This window comes from Mesorhizobium sp. M1409, from assembly GCF_040317535.1.
Lineage (GTDB): Bacteria > Pseudomonadota > Alphaproteobacteria > Rhizobiales > Rhizobiaceae > Mesorhizobium.
Genome location: NZ_JAMYKV010000031.1, coordinates 61,607 through 78,052 on the forward strand (window position 1 = coordinate 61,607; position 16,446 = coordinate 78,052).

The following is a 16,446-nucleotide window of genomic DNA, read 5'->3' on the forward strand; positions in this document are numbered from 1 at the left end:
GGATCAATCATCTGGAGTTAAGCGAGATCGGCTAAGGCGGACTGGCAAAAGCTTGTATGACGGCGTCTTCGACTTCGGGTCGTGATGGGCCAATGGAAAGAGCGGGTTGGTTTCGGGAAAATACGCCGCGCAGCAGCCCTGTGCGATGTTGTAGGGAACGATCCTCAGGCCGGTGACCTTGCGGACGAAATTGTCGTCGATGGCGGTGGTCACATCAACGAATTCGCCATCTGCGAAGCCCAGCCGGTCGATGTCTTCCCCATTCATGAACACAATCCGGCGCGTTTCTTCAACGCCGCGAAAACGGTCGCTGTAGCCATAGATCGTGGTGTTGAACTGATCGTTTGATCGCAGCGTCGCAAGGTGCAGAACATCGGTTCTGCCAGACGTGGAAAATTCGGGAAAGAGTTTGCCTGGTGTAATGAAATTCGCTTTCCCGCTTTGGGTCACCCATTTTCGCTCGCGTGCCGGCAGCGGCCGGGCAAACCCGCCAGGCTTGAAAAGCCGCTTGTTGAAATCCTTGAAGGTTTCCGGGTACGTCCGCTCGATGGCGTCGCGGATTTCCGCATAGTTGCCGACCCAGGCGTCCCATGGAGCCTTGGTCCTCCCAAGCGTGGCCTTGGCGATGCCGGCGACGATCGCGGGCTCCGACAGAAGGGTTGGACTTGCGGGCTTTGCTCTTCCGCGAGAACCATGAAAGTGGGCAATTGAGCTTTCCATCGACACGGCCTGCGGACCAGTCGCCTGCTCGTCCACCTCGATACGGCCGAGGCAAGGCAGGAGATAGGCGATCTCGCCGTGCAAGACATGACTGCGGTTGAGCTTGGTCGCGATCTGCACGCTCAGACGCAGTGCGCGCCATCCCTCTTCCATGGCGGTGGTCTCAGGCACCGCTTTCAGGAAATTGCCGCCAAGGCTGATAAAGGCACGGGATTGGCCGTTCATGATTGCTTCGCATGTCTCGACTGTCGAGCGGCCTGTCCAGCGCGGCGGTTCAAATCCATAAAGCTCGGACAATTTGTCCAGCGGTGCTAGCCCCGGCTTTTCCGTTATTCCGACGGTGCGCTGTCCCTGAACGTTGGAATGGCCGCGGACGGCGCAGATATTGGCTCCAGGCTTGCCGATGTTGCCGCGCAGCAGCGCGAGATTGCAAACCATATGGACGTTCTGGACGCCCATGAGGTGCTGCGTCAGGCCCATGCCATACACCATCAGCACGGCATCGGATTTGGCGTAGATGGTCGCGGCCTGCTTCATCTGATCGCGGCTCAGTCCTGACACCCGCTCCAGCTCATCCCACTGGTGGGCTCGTGCGGCTAGAGCAAATTCCTCGTATCCGGCGGTATGCTCCTTGATGAAATCATGATCGAGCACGTGCTTCTTATCGGCCGAGGCCATTGAGGCCGCGAATGCGACCATTGCCGCATCGTCAGGATCCTTCGGCTTGCCGTCCTCTCCTGCTACCCGACTGGCGCCTGATGCCTTGAGGGCATCGTCGGCTTCGATGAGCGCCTTGCAGACGCCGAACAGAGCGGCGATATCGCCGCCATTTTTGACCTGATAATATTCCGACGAAATCTTCGTCTCTTGGCCGGTCAGCATCTGAACCGGCGACTGCGGATTGATGAAGCGCTCCAAGCCGCGTTCGCGCAGCAAGTTGAAGGTGACGATCTTCACGCCGCGGTCGACAGCGTCCTGGAGGTCGTGCAGCAGGCGCGGGGAGCACGTTCCCACGTTTTGGGCGATGTAGAAAATGCAGTCGGTGTTTTCGAAGTCCGACAAAATTGCTGTGCCGACAGAGGCGCCGATACTTTCCGGAAGTGCCACCGACGAGCTTTCGTGGCACATGTTGGAACTGTCCGGTAAATTGTTGCTGCCATACATGCGGGCAAACAACTGATACATGTAGCTCGCCTCAAGAGATGCGCGGCCCGAGGTGTAAAGGTCGACCTGGTGAGGATCGAGCGCGCCCAGCTCCCTGCCGATCTCGTCGAAAGCTTCTGCCCACGCCACCGGAACATACTTGTCGCTGATCGCATCCCAGCGCATGGGATGGGTCAACCGGCCCTGTTCCTCCAAGTCATGATCTGGCCAGAATTCCAGCTTGCTGAGTGTGTGTCTTTCGAAGAACGCGGGGTCGGCCCGTCGGGACGTGATTTCCCAAGCCGTCGCCTTTGCTCCGCTTTCGCAGAATTCGAGCGGATGCGGTTGAGCAGGTTTTGCCCAGGCACAACTGACGCACATATATCCGTCGGGCTTATTCTGGATCGAAAGCAGCTTTGGGGCTTTCAAAGGGACGTGCTCTCTCGCGATGATCGCGGCCACGGATTTAGCTGAGCCCCAGCCGCCGACCGGTCCGCCGTACGGTTTGATTGTGGCCGACCTTGTTTTCGATGTCATTTCTGCCTCGTTTGCATAAAGCGAGGCCGGAGCTGGTCTCACCCATATCGACGCGATGCCCGCCGGCAAGTGAAGCGACATTCGAGAACATACTGGCAATATCCAGGTCACTGATCAGTCTGCCGAGGCTGGATACTAGAACTTGGAATCTGGCGCCTGGTTCCACGCAGGGTGGCTTGGTTGAGGTCGCCTCTTGGCCATCGGCACGACCAGATTTGCCCTGTGGCGAATGTGCACTGCAGTGGCACAAGTGCGTCTGCGTTCTGAACGGAGGAAGCCTGATCCCGAGCCTGCGCGCCCATTATGCGGATGTGCTTCCCTCCTAATGATTGGTCTAAGCCAGACCGAGCTTGCTCAGCGCGCCAGAATCTCGGCACCAACGCTTCGCAGAATGGAAGCGTCCACAGGCCAAGCCTCCGGCTGCGTTAACAACGTTATCGCCGTCAGGCAGGCACTGGAATTGGCTGGCGTGATCTTCCTGGCAGAGGGTGAGACGACCGCCGGCGGGCCGGGCGTTAGGCTGCGTACTTAAGCTCAAGTCAAGCGGAAGGCGAAGGCTTAGCGGACGACCTCATCCTGCCACATGACGCGGCGTCAAGACTCAGCTATGTCTTGAGGCGCGGCGGACCTGATTGGACCGTCTGGCCGGCGCCAATTCAGCAACCTCCCTCTTGAGTGACGCCGGCCTTCTTCCTCCTGCTTAGATCGTCGGCTCGCGCCACGCCGGTTTCGTTGGTTGAGCAGATTCCTAGATCACGACCTCACACCACGAGGCCAGCGCAGCGTTTGCTCCTTCGCTGAATTCCAGCGCGCTCTTTCTACTCCCCGACAACGGACGTCGGCGGGCGTGCCGAGGTTATCGGATCGGCATGACGAAGGACGATCTTCCACCCGCCTTCCTCCCGCCGGAATATGGTGGTGACTCGAAGCGCAATCGGCACCAGTTTGTTGCCACCACCGACCTTGGATTGGAACCGCTCGACCTCGATGATGTATCCCAGGTCGGCCGTCGCATACTCCGAGATGCGATCAAAGCCGATGACTTTGCCGTCCCGGTAATTGGTGGCGGCCCGTTCCATGATCTCTGCGGCCTTTCTCCATCCCTTCGCCGGCGGGCCAAAGGGATTGGCGATAATGACGTCGTCCTGTCGCGAGTAGAGATTTTTCAAGGGCTCAGGATCGCCCTTTACGAAGGCATCCAGAGCCAGATGATCCTGCTCGATAAATTTCGTTAGGTCGGAGGCTAACATCGGTTCCTCCTGGAAAATCTTGCCGTTTTCGGGAGCGAAACAGCATACTCCTGCACGCTGACGCAAACAATCGGGGGAGGCGCGCGGCACAGAGCCCCACCAGCGCGTTTCCACCGGCCGCTGTCCGACATTCCCTATCGGCTGGCCTCGGTGTGCGGCGCAAAGAAGCAGCGGATGGTCATATTCGGGGGCGACGTGCAGATGTGATATTGGCTGTCTTCGCTCTCAAGGACGCGGTTCTTGGGGATGAAATATCGGCTCTTGGACCCCGTGCGGATATTGAAATCGCCGCCCGACAGCGGCTCGACATAGCGCGGGCTGATGACCCTACAATCCTTCTTATCGTCGCAGCATTCATAGCCGGTGACCGGATCATGGTAGCCGGTATACCAGCTGTGAGCGACGGCGAGCGCGATCAAAAAGAGCCTCATGTGTCAAGAAACTTTGCGCCTCCAGCCGAATATTAGCAATCCCTTGATGAAGCCCGGGACCGCTCCAGACCCATTCCCTTTGGCGCAGAGAATTGGCATTGGGGATCTGACCGCCACGGTGCGACGGCGGGTCGATGAGGACTTCGTAAGCATCTCGATTCCCCCCTATAATTTTCCGCATTCGATCATCGATCATTCAAAGGTGAAGCGCGGGCAGGAGATCGAGCTGACCGGCGTGGCCACGCGCATCGATGATCAACATCGACAAGGTGCGGCTGGTCGAGAAATACCGGGCTCCGACACGTAAGAGGCGGCAGCGAGAATTGGTGTATTAGCCTTGCCGTAGAGAGCCCGCGCCACGGAGGAGAGGGGGTGATGGCGCGGGCCTGCCGATGTTTGCCCACCAGCCTTACGCCGGAGCCAAGCTGCGGCATCCGAAGCATTAATTCAACTATTCGAGACCACTAATGTTCCGTCAGCATTGACTGCGCCGGACCTGTGCCGTTCCGCTGATGAACGGCGCATCCTTGCCGGTGATGTGTCCTTCATCGTCTTCAACAGGTTGTTCTGGTGGCTGCAATTACGAAGTCGCCCATTTGCCGCGCCAACAATACCGCGTGGCTGAAAGGCGGCGGCGGCCTCATTTTGAGGCCAGACCCGGACGCAAATGCGTGCGCACGGCCACATCTTCAACGGTCAACAACGCCTAAACGTCGAGCAAAACCGTTCCTTGTGGGCGGCTGCAACATGCCAGGACATAGCCGGCCGACTTCTCTTCAGCGTTCAGTCCGCCTAGGTCGTCCATCACAACTTCGCCGGATAGTTTGGCTATTCGGCACGTTCCGCAAACGCCCTGCTGGCAAGCGGTCGGGATGTAGATGCCACAATTCCGTGCCGCCTCCAGCAAGGTCTCTCCGGGCGTGCATTGATACTCCACGCCCGAGCGGGCGAAACGGACCGACGACGGAACCGCTGAACCCATTTCCGAACGCGAACCGTTGCTGCCTCCGAAACTCTCCTCGTGGTACTGGGCCGGCGGGAAGCCAATTGCGTCAAGGCAGGTGCGTGCCGTCTTCATGTACCCTTCGGGCCCACAGGCAAAAACGGTGCGCTTGTGGAGATCGGGAACCAGGCTCAGCAGCATCCGACCACCAATTCGGCCAGTTGAACCCGTCCAAGTGGGACCTCCCTGACTGCAAACCAAAGTCACTTGAACGTTGGGAAAGCGAGCAGCAAGTGCGTCCAGTTCCGATCGGAAGACGATGTCGCCTGGCGTTCTCGCACTGTGAATGAAGCGGATCTCCCTGTCATCCGCGCGATCGGTAAGTGCACGCAGCATGGACATGACCGGAGTCACGCCGCTACCGCCCGAAAGGAAAACGGGTTTCTGAGCCGGCAACTCATCAAGATTAAACGAACCGAGCGGCCCTTCGATCTCGATCTCGCTGCCTGGCCTCACATTGTCATGGAGCCAGTTGGAAGCAAGCCCGCCCGGCGTTCGTTTCACCGTGATCTGAAGATCAAGCGGTCGTGTCGGCGGTGATGATACAGAGTAGGAGCGCGTGATCGCGGCACCGTTAATCCTGAGATGCACGAGGACATACTGGCCGGCGCTGAAGCAGAACAGCCGATCCGCGGCAGACGTGAGAACGAATGTTTTCACATCGTGCGTCTCGTCGATTACGCGACGGCAGAGCACAACATCTCGCGTCTTTTGTGCCCATTGGCGCTGACGCAAGGTGGGCACGATATCGGAGGCTTGGACGGAAGCGTATGCGTTCATTGTTCGGCTCGGCTTTGCGATCGAGCGAACATGCCAGTTCTTAGCCCATAAAACAGCAGTATTAACCCAACGTTATGATCGCTAATTTCGATTAAACTTCCAGCGACATAACCGCGAGATGGAGAGCTCGGATGCCTTTGCGAATGATCGGTTCGTGTTTGCGACGTGCCAGTATCGCCGTGTGAACTGGCTGGTGCAGCGTCGGCGCTCCTTCGACGAGGAACGATGGAAGCTCGGCGGTGAACCGGCGCGCATCATCGCTACGCATGTAGCAAGTGCCGCCCGTTCGCCGGAGCATGATCTCCGCCAGCGTTTCCGATCCGGTCGAAAGTCGACAGATCGCCAATTGAGCCAGCAGCTCCGCGTGCGTTTTCTCCAGCAGAACGGTGTAGCCTGGGCGGATGTAGGTGTCAGGATCAACATCCGACAGCGTTCTGGCCGCAGTCGAAACCATTACATATTCTTCGACCATCAGGTGCTCGTAGGCGATTTCGGGCAAGTAGCGAGGGGCATAGAGCACCGCGATGTCCAGGTTTCCCATGCTCAAGTCGCTGACCATCTGGTTCGAGTAATCCGACTCGATATGAATCGAGGACTTCGGAAGTACCTGGCACAGTGTCTCGACCCACCCGGGTAGGACTGAGCGGGTCATGCCCACTTGGGCGGCAACGCGCAAGGTGCCTTCGAAACGGTTGAACGCGCGTACGTCGTGGCGAGCTTGCGACCAGGTCGAGAGCAGAGACCTGGCGTAAGCTTCGAACCGGCGTCCCGCGGCAGTCGGCTCTGCCCCGGCGCGTCCACGCTGGAACAGTTCGGACCCAATTGCGCTCTCCAGGTTCTTGATGCGAGTGCTGATCGTCGATTGGGTCAAGCCCAACCGATCCGCGGTCCGATTGAAATTTCTTGACTCGACGATGTCGAGAAAGGTTTCGATGTAATCAAGCTGCATTGAACCCCCGATCGAAAAACTCGATCATATTCGCACGTTTCATAACCTTGATCAAACGAAACCCAAGGCGGAAGCTGCACCAGTCAGCGACCCGGCAGCATCGCCGGGACGAGGCTATGGAGCGGAACAAAGTGTTTATAATCGACTGCGATTGTCATAATTACTGGTCAAGCGCCACGGTATTGCAGCCCTACCTTTCCGGCCTCTGGAAGGACATGTTCGTCGAAGGCGAGAAGACAGGTCCCGTTGGGGCCTTCCCGCACGGCCATCGTCCCTGGTTTCATCCGCAGGATTTCTCCCGCAAGGACGTCCGTCCGAAAACCGAAACCGATAACTATCTCATCATGAAAGAGAAGCACCTCGACAAGTACAAGATCGACGTGGCGATCCTGACGGGTGACGAGCCGATCGAGGCGTCAACCCTCGCCAACCCCTATTATGCCAGCGCCTTGGTCAGCGCCTACAATGACTACCAGATCGATCAGTGGCTGCCGAAGGACGACCGTTTCATGGGCTCGATCATCATCGCGCCACAAGATCCAAAGCTCGCCGCCGCCGAGATACGTCGCCTTGGCAATCACCCGCGCATGGTCCAGGTGCTCGCCTCCCAAGGATCCGTAAAGCCGTATGGCGACCCGTTCTACCACCCGATTTACGAAGCCTGCGCTGAAGTAGGGTTGCCCTTCGCCATACATCTGGGCGGCCATGGCGGAGTGAATTCAACTGCCATCGCTCCTGCCCCAACGACATTCTTCTGGGAGACCCACGCTATCCTGCACATGTCGGCAATGTCGCACGTGGCAAGCATGATCGCGCATGGCGTCTTCGAGAAATGGCCGGACCTCTATTTCGTGATTATCGAGTGCGGCGTCGCTTGGGTCCCATCGGTACTCTGGCGCCTGGACGCCGACTACAAAGCGCTGCGCAAGGAGACGCCATGGCTGAAGATGCTGCCATCGGAATATTGCCGGCGCAACATCCGCTTTTCCACGCAGCCGCTGGAACAGCCCGCAAACATCCAGCATCTGTGGTCCACGCTCGAGGCGATGGACGGCGAAAACACGCTGATGTTTGCGTCGGACTATCCCCACTGGGATTACGACGACGCAAACACGCTGCAGATCCCTCCTGCCTGGAAGAGCAAGATCATGGGACTGAATGCGCTGGAGGTCTACAAACGCATCCCGCGTGCGCAAGCCGCGAATGCCGCCTGAGGAACGATGTGATGCCCGAAAAGACCTACATCTGCCGCGTCGACGAAATCGAAACCGGGTCTCCCTTTATCGCCAAGATCCGCAGCTTTTCGGTTGGCGTTTTCCGCATTGGAGAGTCGTTCCACGCGCTACTGAATGTTTGTCCGCACCGCGGCGCTCCACTTTGCGAGGGACCGCAGTGTGGAACGACCGCGCCCGTCGAACAGGCGCAATTTATCTATCATCGCGAAAACGAGATCGTCCGATGCGCCTGGCACGGCTGGGAATTTGACATCAAGTCAGGTGAGGCCTTGGTCGATCCGACCGTTCGGGCTCGCACATTTCCAGTCACCGTCGAGGCCGGCGGCGTCTATGTGACGGCCTGATTGGCGCAAAACCGATTGGGATTGGAAAAATTCGAAGGAAAGGTGGCCGCAGCCAACCAGCAGATTTGTTCGCAGGTGCTTTGACGAGAAATAACGCGGAGAACTCCGCAATGGGAGAGTCAAATGTCAGAATCTGAATACAAGCTTGGTATCGCTCGAAGCCTGATCGGTGGCGGCGATGTTTCCCGCCGCGACTTCATTCATCTCGGGCTGGCCGCGGGCCTGACCGTCGCCGCCGCCGACAAGCTGTTCGTCGCCACGGCGCGGGCCGAACCGATGCAGGGCGGCTTCGCCAAGCTCGGCATGGCTCACGGCGCGACGACGGATTCGATCGATCCGGCCGGCTACCCCGATACGTTCACACAAACAGCATTTTCCGGCTCGCTGTCCAACAGCCTCACTGAGGTCGACGCCAAAGGCAATGTCCAACCGGACCTCGCCGAGAGCTTCGAATCTTCGGATGGGGCCAAAACCTGGGCCTTCAAGCTGCGCAAAGCCGCAACGTTCCACAACGGCAAGACTGTGACGGCGGATGACGTCGTGACCTCATTGCAATATCACATGGGCAAGGACACCAAATCGGCGGCGAAGTCGCTGTTGGAGTCCGTCGCCGAGATCAAGGCGGACGGCCCTGAAACGGTGATCTTCACGCTCAAGAGCGGCAATGCCGATTTCCCTTACATTATGAGTGACTACCATCTGGTCATCATGCCAGCCAAGGACGGCAAGGCGGATTGGGCCTCAGGCGTTCGCACGGGCGCTTTCGTACTCGAGAACTTCCAGCCCGGCGTTTCGGCCAAACTCAAGCGCAATCCGAACTACTTCAAGAACGGCAAACCCTACCTCGACGAGGTGGAGTTCATCGCCATTACAGATCTTGCCGCTCGCATGGCGGCGCTGTCTACGGGGGAGGTGGACTATATCGGCCGCGCCGACTTGAAGACCCTCGGCATGCTGAAACGTAATCCCAAGGTGGAAATCGTCGAAGTCACTGGCTACGGTCACTATACCTTGCCGATGAATGTCACGATGGCGCCGTTTGATAATCCGGACGTGCGAATGGCATTGAAATGGGCGATCAATCGTCAGGAGATCGTCGACAAGATCTTTCTCGGCCACGCCACCGTGGCCAACGACAACCCGATCGCGCCAGCGATCAAGTTCGCCAAGGATCCGCAACCGCAGCACAGCTTTGATCCGGAAAAAGCCAAGCACTACCTGAAAAAGGCCGGAATGGAGAACCTGAAAGTGGATCTCTCGGTCGCCGATGCCGCTTTTGCAGGCGCGGTGGACGCGGCTTCGCTCATTCGCGAGACGGCAGCCCAATGTGGCATCGACGTCAATGTCGTGCGTGAGGCCGAGGACGCCTACTGGGACAATGTCTGGCTCAAGAAACCCTGGTGCGCTTCCTATTGGAGCGGTCGAGCGACGGCCGACTGGATGTTCACCCAAGCCTTCGCCGCCGACTCCAGCTGGAATGAGTCGTTCTGGAAAAATCCCCACTTCAACGAATTGCTTGTCCAGGCGCGGGCCGAGACGGACGAGGCCAAACGAGCGGCGATGTATGCGGAGATGCAGCAGTTAACCCACGATGATGGCGGCAGCATCGTGCTGGTCTTCAACAATTTCGTCAGCGCTCAATCCAAAAAGCTCGCACACGGCGAAGTGGCGCCCAATTGGGAGAACGATGGACTGAAAATGGCCGAACGCTGGTGGATCGCCACTGCATGAGATGGCGGGCCGGAGCCGCGTTGACTGTGAGGCTCCGGTTGGCTTCCCTGGCTGTTGCAAGGGCTGCCGCCCAAAAAGGAAACGCACGCCCATGAACCCTGTCGCAAGAACGGTTCTGCAGCGGCTTGGGCTCGGCCTGATCACTTTGTTCATCGTGTCCATCATTATCTTCTCTGCGATCGCGATGCTCCCCGGCGACTTCGCCAAGGCCACGCTCGGGCAATCGGCGACATCCGAAACGGTCGCCGCGTTCCAGCGAGAAATCGGCATCGATCGTCCACCTGTCGAGCGCTATTTTGTCTGGGTCGCGCAGATGCTCCACGGTGACTTCGGCTCCTCGTTTGCGAGCCGCACCGGATACCGGCGTACCGTGGCCGAGATCATCGCGCCACGCCTATACAATACGATGTTCCTTGCAGCGGTGACTGCGCTGATCGCAGTCCCGCTGGCCCTGGGGCTTGGCATTCTCGCCGCGCTGTACCGCAACGGCTGGTTCGACCGGCTGGTGAATGTTGTGACGCTGACAACCATCTCGTTCCCGGAGTTTTTCGTCGCCTATATGCTGGCCTACCTGGTCATCTCGCGCGACACGTTCATCGGATCCGATTTCGCTCAATCGATGCCGCATTGGCTCGCAGTCTCACTGAGCTGGGCACTCAACGCGGTTCCCAAATTTCCGACGCTGTCGAATGTGAACGACCAGACGCCGTTTTGGGAGCATGTCTGGAAAGTGGCCCTGCCGGCAATCACCCTTACGCTCGTGATCGTGGCCCACATGATGCGCATGACCCGAGCGGCCATCATCAACATGCTGGCAAGCCCCTACATCGATATGGCGCGCCTCAAGGGAATGTCCCCGATGGTGATCGTGCTGAGGCATGCCCTGCCCAATGCCTGGGCTCCCATCGTCACCGTGGTGGCGTTCAATCTGGCGTATCTCATCGTCGGAGTGGTCGTGGTCGAGGTCGTGTTCGTCTATCCCGGCATCGGTCAGTTGATGGTTGATGCGGTGAAATCCAGGGATGTTCCGGTCGTCCAGGCCTGCGCCTTGATTTTCGCCGCGACCTATATCCTGCTCAACCTGATAGCTGACATCATTTCCATCGCCACCAACCCCAGGCTCTTGCATCCACGATGACCAGCTTCGAACCTATCGCGGCGATTCAAAGGCTGAGGCGTTCGCGTGCCACCCGAGCGAAAACGGCGCTGAAGAGGGCACCCTTCAGCGCATGGTTCGGTATCGTCGTGATCTTCGGGTACGTTTTTGTTGCGGTCCTCGCGCACTGGATAGCGCCATACGGCGAGACTCAGGTCTTCAGCGAAGCCTTCGCGCCGTGGAGCCAGGAGTTCAAATTGGGAACCGATCAGCTCGGCCGCGACATGCTCACCCGCTTGATCTACGGTGCGCGCAACACCATCGCTATTGCAGTCGCGACCACGTTGCTGTCCTTCGCGGTTGGCGTCTCGCTCGGTCTTCTTGCCGCGTTGTACAGGGGATGGCTCGACCAGATATTGTCGCGTGCGGTGGACGTGTTGATGTCGATCCCAAGTCTGATCTTCGCGCTGGTGCTGCTGTCGATCTTCGGCTCGTCGATCACCAGCCTGATTGTGATCATTGCCCTTCTTGATTCCACCCGTGTCTTTCGGCTTTCTCGCGCCGTCGGGCTTAACGTGGCCGTGATGGAATATGTGGAGGTGGCGCGATTGCGCGGCGAAGGCGCGAGGTGGATCATCGCCAAGGAAATCCTTCCCAATGTAATGCCGCCGCTGGTCGCAGAGTTCGGCTTGCGATTTTGCTTCGTATTCCTCACCATCGCGGCGCTGTCGTTTCTCGGCGTCGGTATTCAGCCGCCGACGGCCGATTGGGGTTCAATGGTGCGCGAGAACGCAACCCTGATCACTTACGGCGATGTCACGCCGCTGCTTCCGGCCGGCGCGATCGCTCTCCTTACGGTGTCCGTCAATTTCGTTGTGGACTGGTTCCTGCACGCAACAAGCGGATTGCGGGATGAAAAGTAGCGGTCCAGGCTCGCGCGAAAAAGGAAAGGATCTACTGCAGATCCGCAATCTGCATGTGGAGGGGTTCTCGGACGAGCGGTGGCATCCCATCGTCCGTGGGATTGATCTGACGCTAAAGCGGGGCGAGGTTCTTGGCCTGATCGGCGAGTCAGGCGCCGGCAAGTCCACCATTGGCCTTGCCGCAATGGGTTATGCCAAGCCGGGCTGCCGGATCACACAAGGCTCGATCCTGTTCGACGGGATTGATCTTCTGGCAGTCAGTGAAACAGGGCGCCGTCGCCTCAGGGGCTCCCGCATCGCCTATGTCGCGCAAAGCGCGGCGGCCTCTTTCAACCCGGCCCACCGGCTGTTGGAACAAACCGTCGAAACTGCGGTGGCGCATGGAATTGCCAGCCGGGAAGAGGCAAACCGGAGCGCCGTCGATCTTTATCGACGTCTTCAGCTCCCAGACCCGGAGACCATAGGCTTTCGCTATCCTCATCAGGTCTCCGGCGGGCAGTTGCAAAGAGCAATGACCGCAATGGCTATGGCTTGTCGGCCGGATCTCATAGTGTTCGACGAGCCAACGACCGCGCTCGATGTGACGACGCAGGTCGAAGTTCTTGCCTCCATTCGCAACATCGTGGAGGAATTCAATACGGCCGCAATCTACGTGACGCATGACCTGGCGGTGGTGGCGCAAATGGCGGACCGCATTATGGTTCTGCGCCACGGGCTCACTGTGGAGGAGGCTGAAACACGCCAGATGCTCGCTTCGCCTGCCCAGGAATACACCAAAACGCTCTGGGCTGTGCGCAAGCTCGCGAAGCCCGAAGTTCCGGCCGACGAGTATCTTCTGACGATAGACCACGTTACCGCGGCCTATGCCCGAACCGTCAAAGTGCTCCAGGATGTCTCCATCAAAGTTCCACGCGAAAGAACGGTGGCTGTGGTCGGCGAGTCCGGCTCCGGGAAGTCGACCCTCGCTCGGGTCATCACCGGCCTCCTGCCATCGCTTTCGGGGTCGATCTCTTTTGCCGGCCAGCCCCTTTCGAAGAGCTTGAAGATGCGCCCGAAGGAGGTCCTGCGCCGCATACAGATGATTTATCAAACGCCCGACAACGCGCTAAATCCGCGCCAGACGGTCGAAGACATCATAGCGCGACCGCTTGAATTCTACCTCGGCCTTAGCGGCGCGCAGCGGGATCGCCGGATCGGCGAACTCATGCATATGGTCGAGATGAGCGAAGCTTACCTGGACCGACTGCCGGCCGAATTGTCGGGTGGCCAAAAACAGCGCGTTTGCATTGCCCGGGCGCTTGCGGCCGATCCGGATTTCATCATCTGCGACGAAATTACGTCCGCGCTCGACCAGATCGTGCAGGAGGAAATCCTAAAGCTCCTCATGCGCCTGCAAAGTGACTTCGGCATGAGCTACCTCTTCATCACTCACGACATTGCCACCGTACGGGCGATAGCCGACGAAATTGTCGTCATGCACCAGGGGAAAGTCGTTGAGCAGGGTTTGAAGAGTGAAGTTCTTACGCCGCCGCATCCGGCTTACACCGAACGGCTCTTGTCATCCGTACCGGAAATGGATCCGGACTGGCTCACAACGCTGCTGGCCAGTCGGAAAATCTGATAGGGATAGGTGGACAGGAAGAGAACCCCGTCCACCAGGCACCTGCCATCCGTCCACGTGCTTTGAAGGGCATGATCGTGCTCTTGGCTGTCCAGGCATTGTCGCCCGACAAACGGAGCCCACCAGTTCACCGTCTCCTCGCTCGGAAGCTGACGACGCGGTATTGGCCCACGCAAGACAGCAGTTTCTGTTTGCCTAAGAGAGGCGACGCGAACCTCCGCTCTGAGGCGCGAAAGATACGACGCGGTTCCTGTGATGTCTGCTTTTTGGAAGCGGCTGCTATTATCGCAATGAGGAGATGGAGGCGCGAAGCAGACATTCAGGGTCTGACCGTCTACGCGCCCGGTCCTATCATGCCTTTCACATCGTCGAGCGGAAAAGAGCCTGCATGTGTTCTGGCAGGTCGAGTTCGCCGCGTGCCTCGATCTCCAAAAAATATCGCCTGGAGATGCGGCTGCTGATGGCGGTCGGCCTCATGCCCAATGTTGTTCGCCATGGCTGGCTCGCGCTGAGCTGGACCGTTTGGGAAGGGGAGATGTGCGATTCCAGGCGGTGGAAATCGACAGGACCTATGTTGCCGAAGACTAGGGGCAGGGGCCGCTATCCTTCTCTGCCATAGCTGGACGTTGACCGAAAAACACATTGCGGCGAGTCTTGTGCGACAGGGGCCGTTTCCCCCGCCGCAACAAACCTCATATCCTTTTCTCGCGGCCGGGCCGCTTCAGTGTGCTCGCGTATGTGTGAATCCTCGCTGTATGGGCAAGCACCTCGGCCTTGCTTGGCCCGCGAACTATGACTGACCAGTCGGTCGACGACGGACGGGTATCCATCCCAAATGAACGAGACAATGGCGGCTTCGACTGGTCACACCAGACCGCCGAACTCATTGCGATGCTGCCGGAAATCCAGAGCCGGGGAGTTGCGACGACCGCTGAGGTCGATATTGAAACTTTGGGACAGCGCATGCAGGGCGAAATTGAGGCCGGGTAGCGTGATCGTGAGCCGCTCGGAAGTGGACCCCTGGTCAACCGCCTCGAGCTAGCCATCACAAGACTGGAGCGACAGATAGTCCGTACCAATCCTTTCCTGGGTCTGGGCGGCTGCCGCGGAGGAAAGACTCCGGCGCGTGTCCGCTCTGGCGCGACCGAGCCGGCCCGCTCCATCGGCTCGAATTTTCGCCAATGGTTGCCAACGTCCCGATCGGGGGTGGCAAGTAGCCGTTCGGGTCACCTGCCAGACGAGCATGTTGCGCCAGCCGCGTTGGCAGGAGCGCCAATGTCGTTGGGCGCTCATAAGGAGCCGTCCCTGGCCGTTCATCGATCTTGGCTGAACAACGCTCGGCGATGGTATTATAATCTGTCGTTTCGACCGGTGGTTGAACCTTTCGACACAGATCTTTCTTTACGGAATCAATTTCCGCCTTTGTATCCGGTCGAGCCAACGAAGTCGGCTCATGGCATCGCATCGCATGGGAATTTAGTCGCTGCTGTAGCGGCTTGAAATCACCCCGTTTGGGCGCAAAGATCATCGCGATTTTCTGGCTCGGACTGTTGTGATCACGTCGTCGGCTCGGATTAAGTGAGACTGGGTGCAGCTCTTTGAGACGTTGGCCGATGTGCCGAAATCACCCCCTTCACATCGTGGAAACGGGCTTTTTGGTCGTCTTGCTGCCTTCAATCCCCGTCGATCAGCCGCCGAACCCCTTCTTTTGGAGCACAATAGATCGCTGATCAAAAATGAACTGAACTTTTTAGCCATTCGTTCACATATGGGTGCTTTCTAATCTACGTCATGGCCTTCAATTGCTTCACCCGGATTCGACTTATAGCGGACGGTATATGCCGGGGCACCGGCGCAAATGTTGCCACGATCTTCGCCCTGACCTTGCCGATCGTTGTCGGCTCCGCCGGCTTCGGTGTCGAGACCTCGTATTGGTACTACAACAGCCTGAGATTGCAGGCGATGGCCGATGCCGCCGCCTATGCCGGCGCGCTCGAACAGATCTCAGGTTCCGACCAGCCGAGCATCGTCGCAGCCGCGACCCAGTCGGCCGCTACGAATGGGCTGGGCTCGGGCACGATCGTCATCAACACGCCGCCGGCGTCGGGACCGAACACGGCGAAGAAAGCGGTCGAGGTGATCGTCCGCCAGAACCTCGACCGGATGTTTACCTTGATCTTCACGCAGAGCCAGGTTCCCGAACAGGCGCGGGCGGTGGCCCTCATCACCGATGCCTCGAAGGCCTGCCTAACCGCACTCGATCCGACCGCCCCGCAGGCTGTACAGTTTTCCGGCAATACCAGCGTGAAGTTCACACACTGCGTCATCATGTCCAATTCGAACGCCCCGGACGCCATCAATCTTCAGGGCTCGGCGAACCTCCAGGTCGATTGCCTGATATCGGCGGGCGGCGTCTCTCTCAGCAATCCCGTTACCACCGTCTGCGCGGCCCCTATCACCCAGGCACTGCCTGCCGCCGATCCATTTGCCGACCTGCCAACGCCTGCGGCCAGCAACCCGTGCAAGAATGTTAACGGTAACAAAACGACGCAGACAATCCAGCCCGGGACCTACTGCGGTGGCATGAACCTCAATGGCAATGTCACGCTTTCGCCCGGCGTCTATATCGTCCAGGGCAACTTCAAGATAAACGCCAACGCGGCCATTACCGGCAGCGGAGTGA

The 16,446-nt window shown here is 58.7% G+C and carries 15 protein-coding genes; 10 read left to right on the plus strand and 5 right to left on the minus strand.

What is annotated here, in order from left to right; all coding sequences use genetic code 11:
• Window positions 1–3: 3 nt before the first annotated feature.
• Window positions 4–2,400 carry an FdhF/YdeP family oxidoreductase gene (locus tag NKG99_RS22510; protein ID WP_352870813.1) on the minus strand — a complete coding sequence of 799 codons (2,397 nt, stop codon included), beginning with the start codon at window positions 2,398–2,400 and terminating at the stop codon, window positions 4–6.
• A 325-nt stretch (window positions 2,401–2,725) separates the two neighbouring features.
• On the opposite strand from NKG99_RS22510, the gene NKG99_RS22515 reads away from it, so the two are divergent.
• Window positions 2,726–2,932 (plus strand): transcriptional regulator, encoded by a 207-nt coding sequence (locus tag NKG99_RS22515; protein ID WP_352870814.1) that lies wholly within the window; start codon window positions 2,726–2,728, stop codon window positions 2,930–2,932.
• A 286-nt stretch (window positions 2,933–3,218) separates the two neighbouring features.
• On the opposite strand, the gene NKG99_RS22520 is transcribed toward NKG99_RS22515, so the two are convergent.
• The gene (locus tag NKG99_RS22520) at window positions 3,219–3,650 is read right to left on the minus strand and encodes a YybH family protein (RefSeq protein ID WP_352870816.1); all 432 of its coding nucleotides are present in this window, start codon (window positions 3,648–3,650) and stop codon (window positions 3,219–3,221) included.
• Between the two features lie 134 nt (window positions 3,651–3,784).
• Window positions 3,785–4,069, minus strand: a complete 285-nt coding sequence (locus NKG99_RS22525; RefSeq protein ID WP_352870817.1) for a hypothetical protein — start codon at window positions 4,067–4,069, stop codon at window positions 3,785–3,787.
• Between the two features lie 58 nt (window positions 4,070–4,127).
• Between NKG99_RS22525 and NKG99_RS22530 the strand changes: the two genes are divergently transcribed.
• Window positions 4,128–4,388 (plus strand): hypothetical protein, encoded by a 261-nt coding sequence (locus tag NKG99_RS22530; RefSeq protein ID WP_352870818.1) that lies wholly within the window; start codon window positions 4,128–4,130, stop codon window positions 4,386–4,388.
• A 399-nt stretch (window positions 4,389–4,787) separates the two neighbouring features.
• On the opposite strand, the gene NKG99_RS22535 is transcribed toward NKG99_RS22530, so the two are convergent.
• Complete coding sequence (locus NKG99_RS22535; RefSeq protein WP_352870820.1) at window positions 4,788–5,864, minus strand: FAD-binding oxidoreductase; 1,077 nt, start codon at window positions 5,862–5,864, stop codon at window positions 4,788–4,790.
• A 91-nt stretch (window positions 5,865–5,955) separates the two neighbouring features.
• Window positions 5,956–6,813 carry a LysR family transcriptional regulator gene (locus NKG99_RS22540; RefSeq protein ID WP_352870821.1) on the minus strand — a complete coding sequence of 286 codons (858 nt, stop codon included), beginning with the start codon at window positions 6,811–6,813 and terminating at the stop codon, window positions 5,956–5,958.
• Between the two features lie 131 nt (window positions 6,814–6,944).
• Here NKG99_RS22540 and NKG99_RS22545 point away from each other — a divergent pair, with 131 nt between their 5' ends.
• The 8 genes from NKG99_RS22545 to NKG99_RS22580 all read left to right on the plus strand — a co-directional run.
• Window positions 6,945–8,027 carry an amidohydrolase family protein gene (locus NKG99_RS22545; protein ID WP_352870822.1) on the plus strand — a complete coding sequence of 361 codons (1,083 nt, stop codon included), beginning with the start codon at window positions 6,945–6,947 and terminating at the stop codon, window positions 8,025–8,027.
• Window positions 8,028–8,038: 11 nt separating this feature from the next.
• Entirely contained in the window at window positions 8,039–8,392 is a 354-nt protein-coding gene (locus NKG99_RS22550; protein WP_352870823.1) for a Rieske (2Fe-2S) protein, read from the plus strand.
• 123 nt (window positions 8,393–8,515) lie between these two features.
• Window positions 8,516–10,123, plus strand: coding sequence for an ABC transporter substrate-binding protein (locus NKG99_RS22555; RefSeq protein WP_352870824.1), 1,608 nt, complete (start codon window positions 8,516–8,518; stop codon window positions 10,121–10,123).
• Window positions 10,124–10,214: 91 nt separating this feature from the next.
• Window positions 10,215–11,261 (plus strand): ABC transporter permease, encoded by a 1,047-nt coding sequence (locus tag NKG99_RS22560; RefSeq protein ID WP_352870825.1) that lies wholly within the window; start codon window positions 10,215–10,217, stop codon window positions 11,259–11,261.
• Window positions 11,258–12,142 (plus strand): ABC transporter permease, encoded by an 885-nt coding sequence (locus NKG99_RS22565; RefSeq protein ID WP_352870826.1) that lies wholly within the window; start codon window positions 11,258–11,260, stop codon window positions 12,140–12,142. Before NKG99_RS22560 ends, NKG99_RS22565 begins: the two co-directional genes overlap by 4 nt.
• Window positions 12,132–13,763, plus strand: coding sequence for an ABC transporter ATP-binding protein (locus NKG99_RS22570; RefSeq protein WP_352870827.1), 1,632 nt, complete (start codon window positions 12,132–12,134; stop codon window positions 13,761–13,763). The genes NKG99_RS22565 and NKG99_RS22570 overlap by 11 nt, the downstream gene beginning before the upstream one ends.
• 792 nt (window positions 13,764–14,555) lie before the next feature.
• Window positions 14,556–14,753 (plus strand): hypothetical protein, encoded by a 198-nt coding sequence (locus NKG99_RS22575; protein ID WP_352870828.1) that lies wholly within the window; start codon window positions 14,556–14,558, stop codon window positions 14,751–14,753.
• 801 nt (window positions 14,754–15,554) lie between these two features.
• Window positions 15,555–16,446 (plus strand): pilus assembly protein TadG-related protein (locus NKG99_RS22580; protein WP_352870829.1); only part of this gene is annotated, 892 nt, incomplete at its 3' end.

What these genes read in the sequence shown, in the direction of transcription:
- NKG99_RS22560 (WP_352870825.1), top strand. Translation starts at nt 10,215, where the DNA reads ATGAACCCTGTCGCAAGAACGGTTCTGCAGCGGCTTGGGCTCGGCCTG.
- NKG99_RS22555 (WP_352870824.1), top strand. Translation starts at nt 8,516, where the DNA reads ATGTCAGAATCTGAATACAAGCTTGGTATCGCTCGAAGCCTGATCGGT.
- NKG99_RS22530 (WP_352870818.1), top strand. Translation starts at nt 4,128, where the DNA reads ATGAAGCCCGGGACCGCTCCAGACCCATTCCCTTTGGCGCAGAGAATT.
- NKG99_RS22535 (WP_352870820.1), bottom strand. Translation starts at nt 5,864, where the DNA reads ATGAACGCATACGCTTCCGTCCAAGCCTCCGATATCGTGCCCACCTTG.
- NKG99_RS22575 (WP_352870828.1), top strand. Translation starts at nt 14,556, where the DNA reads ATGACTGACCAGTCGGTCGACGACGGACGGGTATCCATCCCAAATGAA.
- NKG99_RS22540 (WP_352870821.1), bottom strand. Translation starts at nt 6,813, where the DNA reads ATGCAGCTTGATTACATCGAAACCTTTCTCGACATCGTCGAGTCAAGA.
- NKG99_RS22570 (WP_352870827.1), top strand. Translation starts at nt 12,132, where the DNA reads ATGAAAAGTAGCGGTCCAGGCTCGCGCGAAAAAGGAAAGGATCTACTG.
- NKG99_RS22515 (WP_352870814.1), top strand. Translation starts at nt 2,726, where the DNA reads ATGATTGGTCTAAGCCAGACCGAGCTTGCTCAGCGCGCCAGAATCTCG.
- NKG99_RS22565 (WP_352870826.1), top strand. Translation starts at nt 11,258, where the DNA reads ATGACCAGCTTCGAACCTATCGCGGCGATTCAAAGGCTGAGGCGTTCG.
- NKG99_RS22520 (WP_352870816.1), bottom strand. Translation starts at nt 3,650, where the DNA reads ATGTTAGCCTCCGACCTAACGAAATTTATCGAGCAGGATCATCTGGCT.
- NKG99_RS22510 (WP_352870813.1), bottom strand. Translation starts at nt 2,400, where the DNA reads ATGACATCGAAAACAAGGTCGGCCACAATCAAACCGTACGGCGGACCG.
- NKG99_RS22550 (WP_352870823.1), top strand. Translation starts at nt 8,039, where the DNA reads ATGCCCGAAAAGACCTACATCTGCCGCGTCGACGAAATCGAAACCGGG.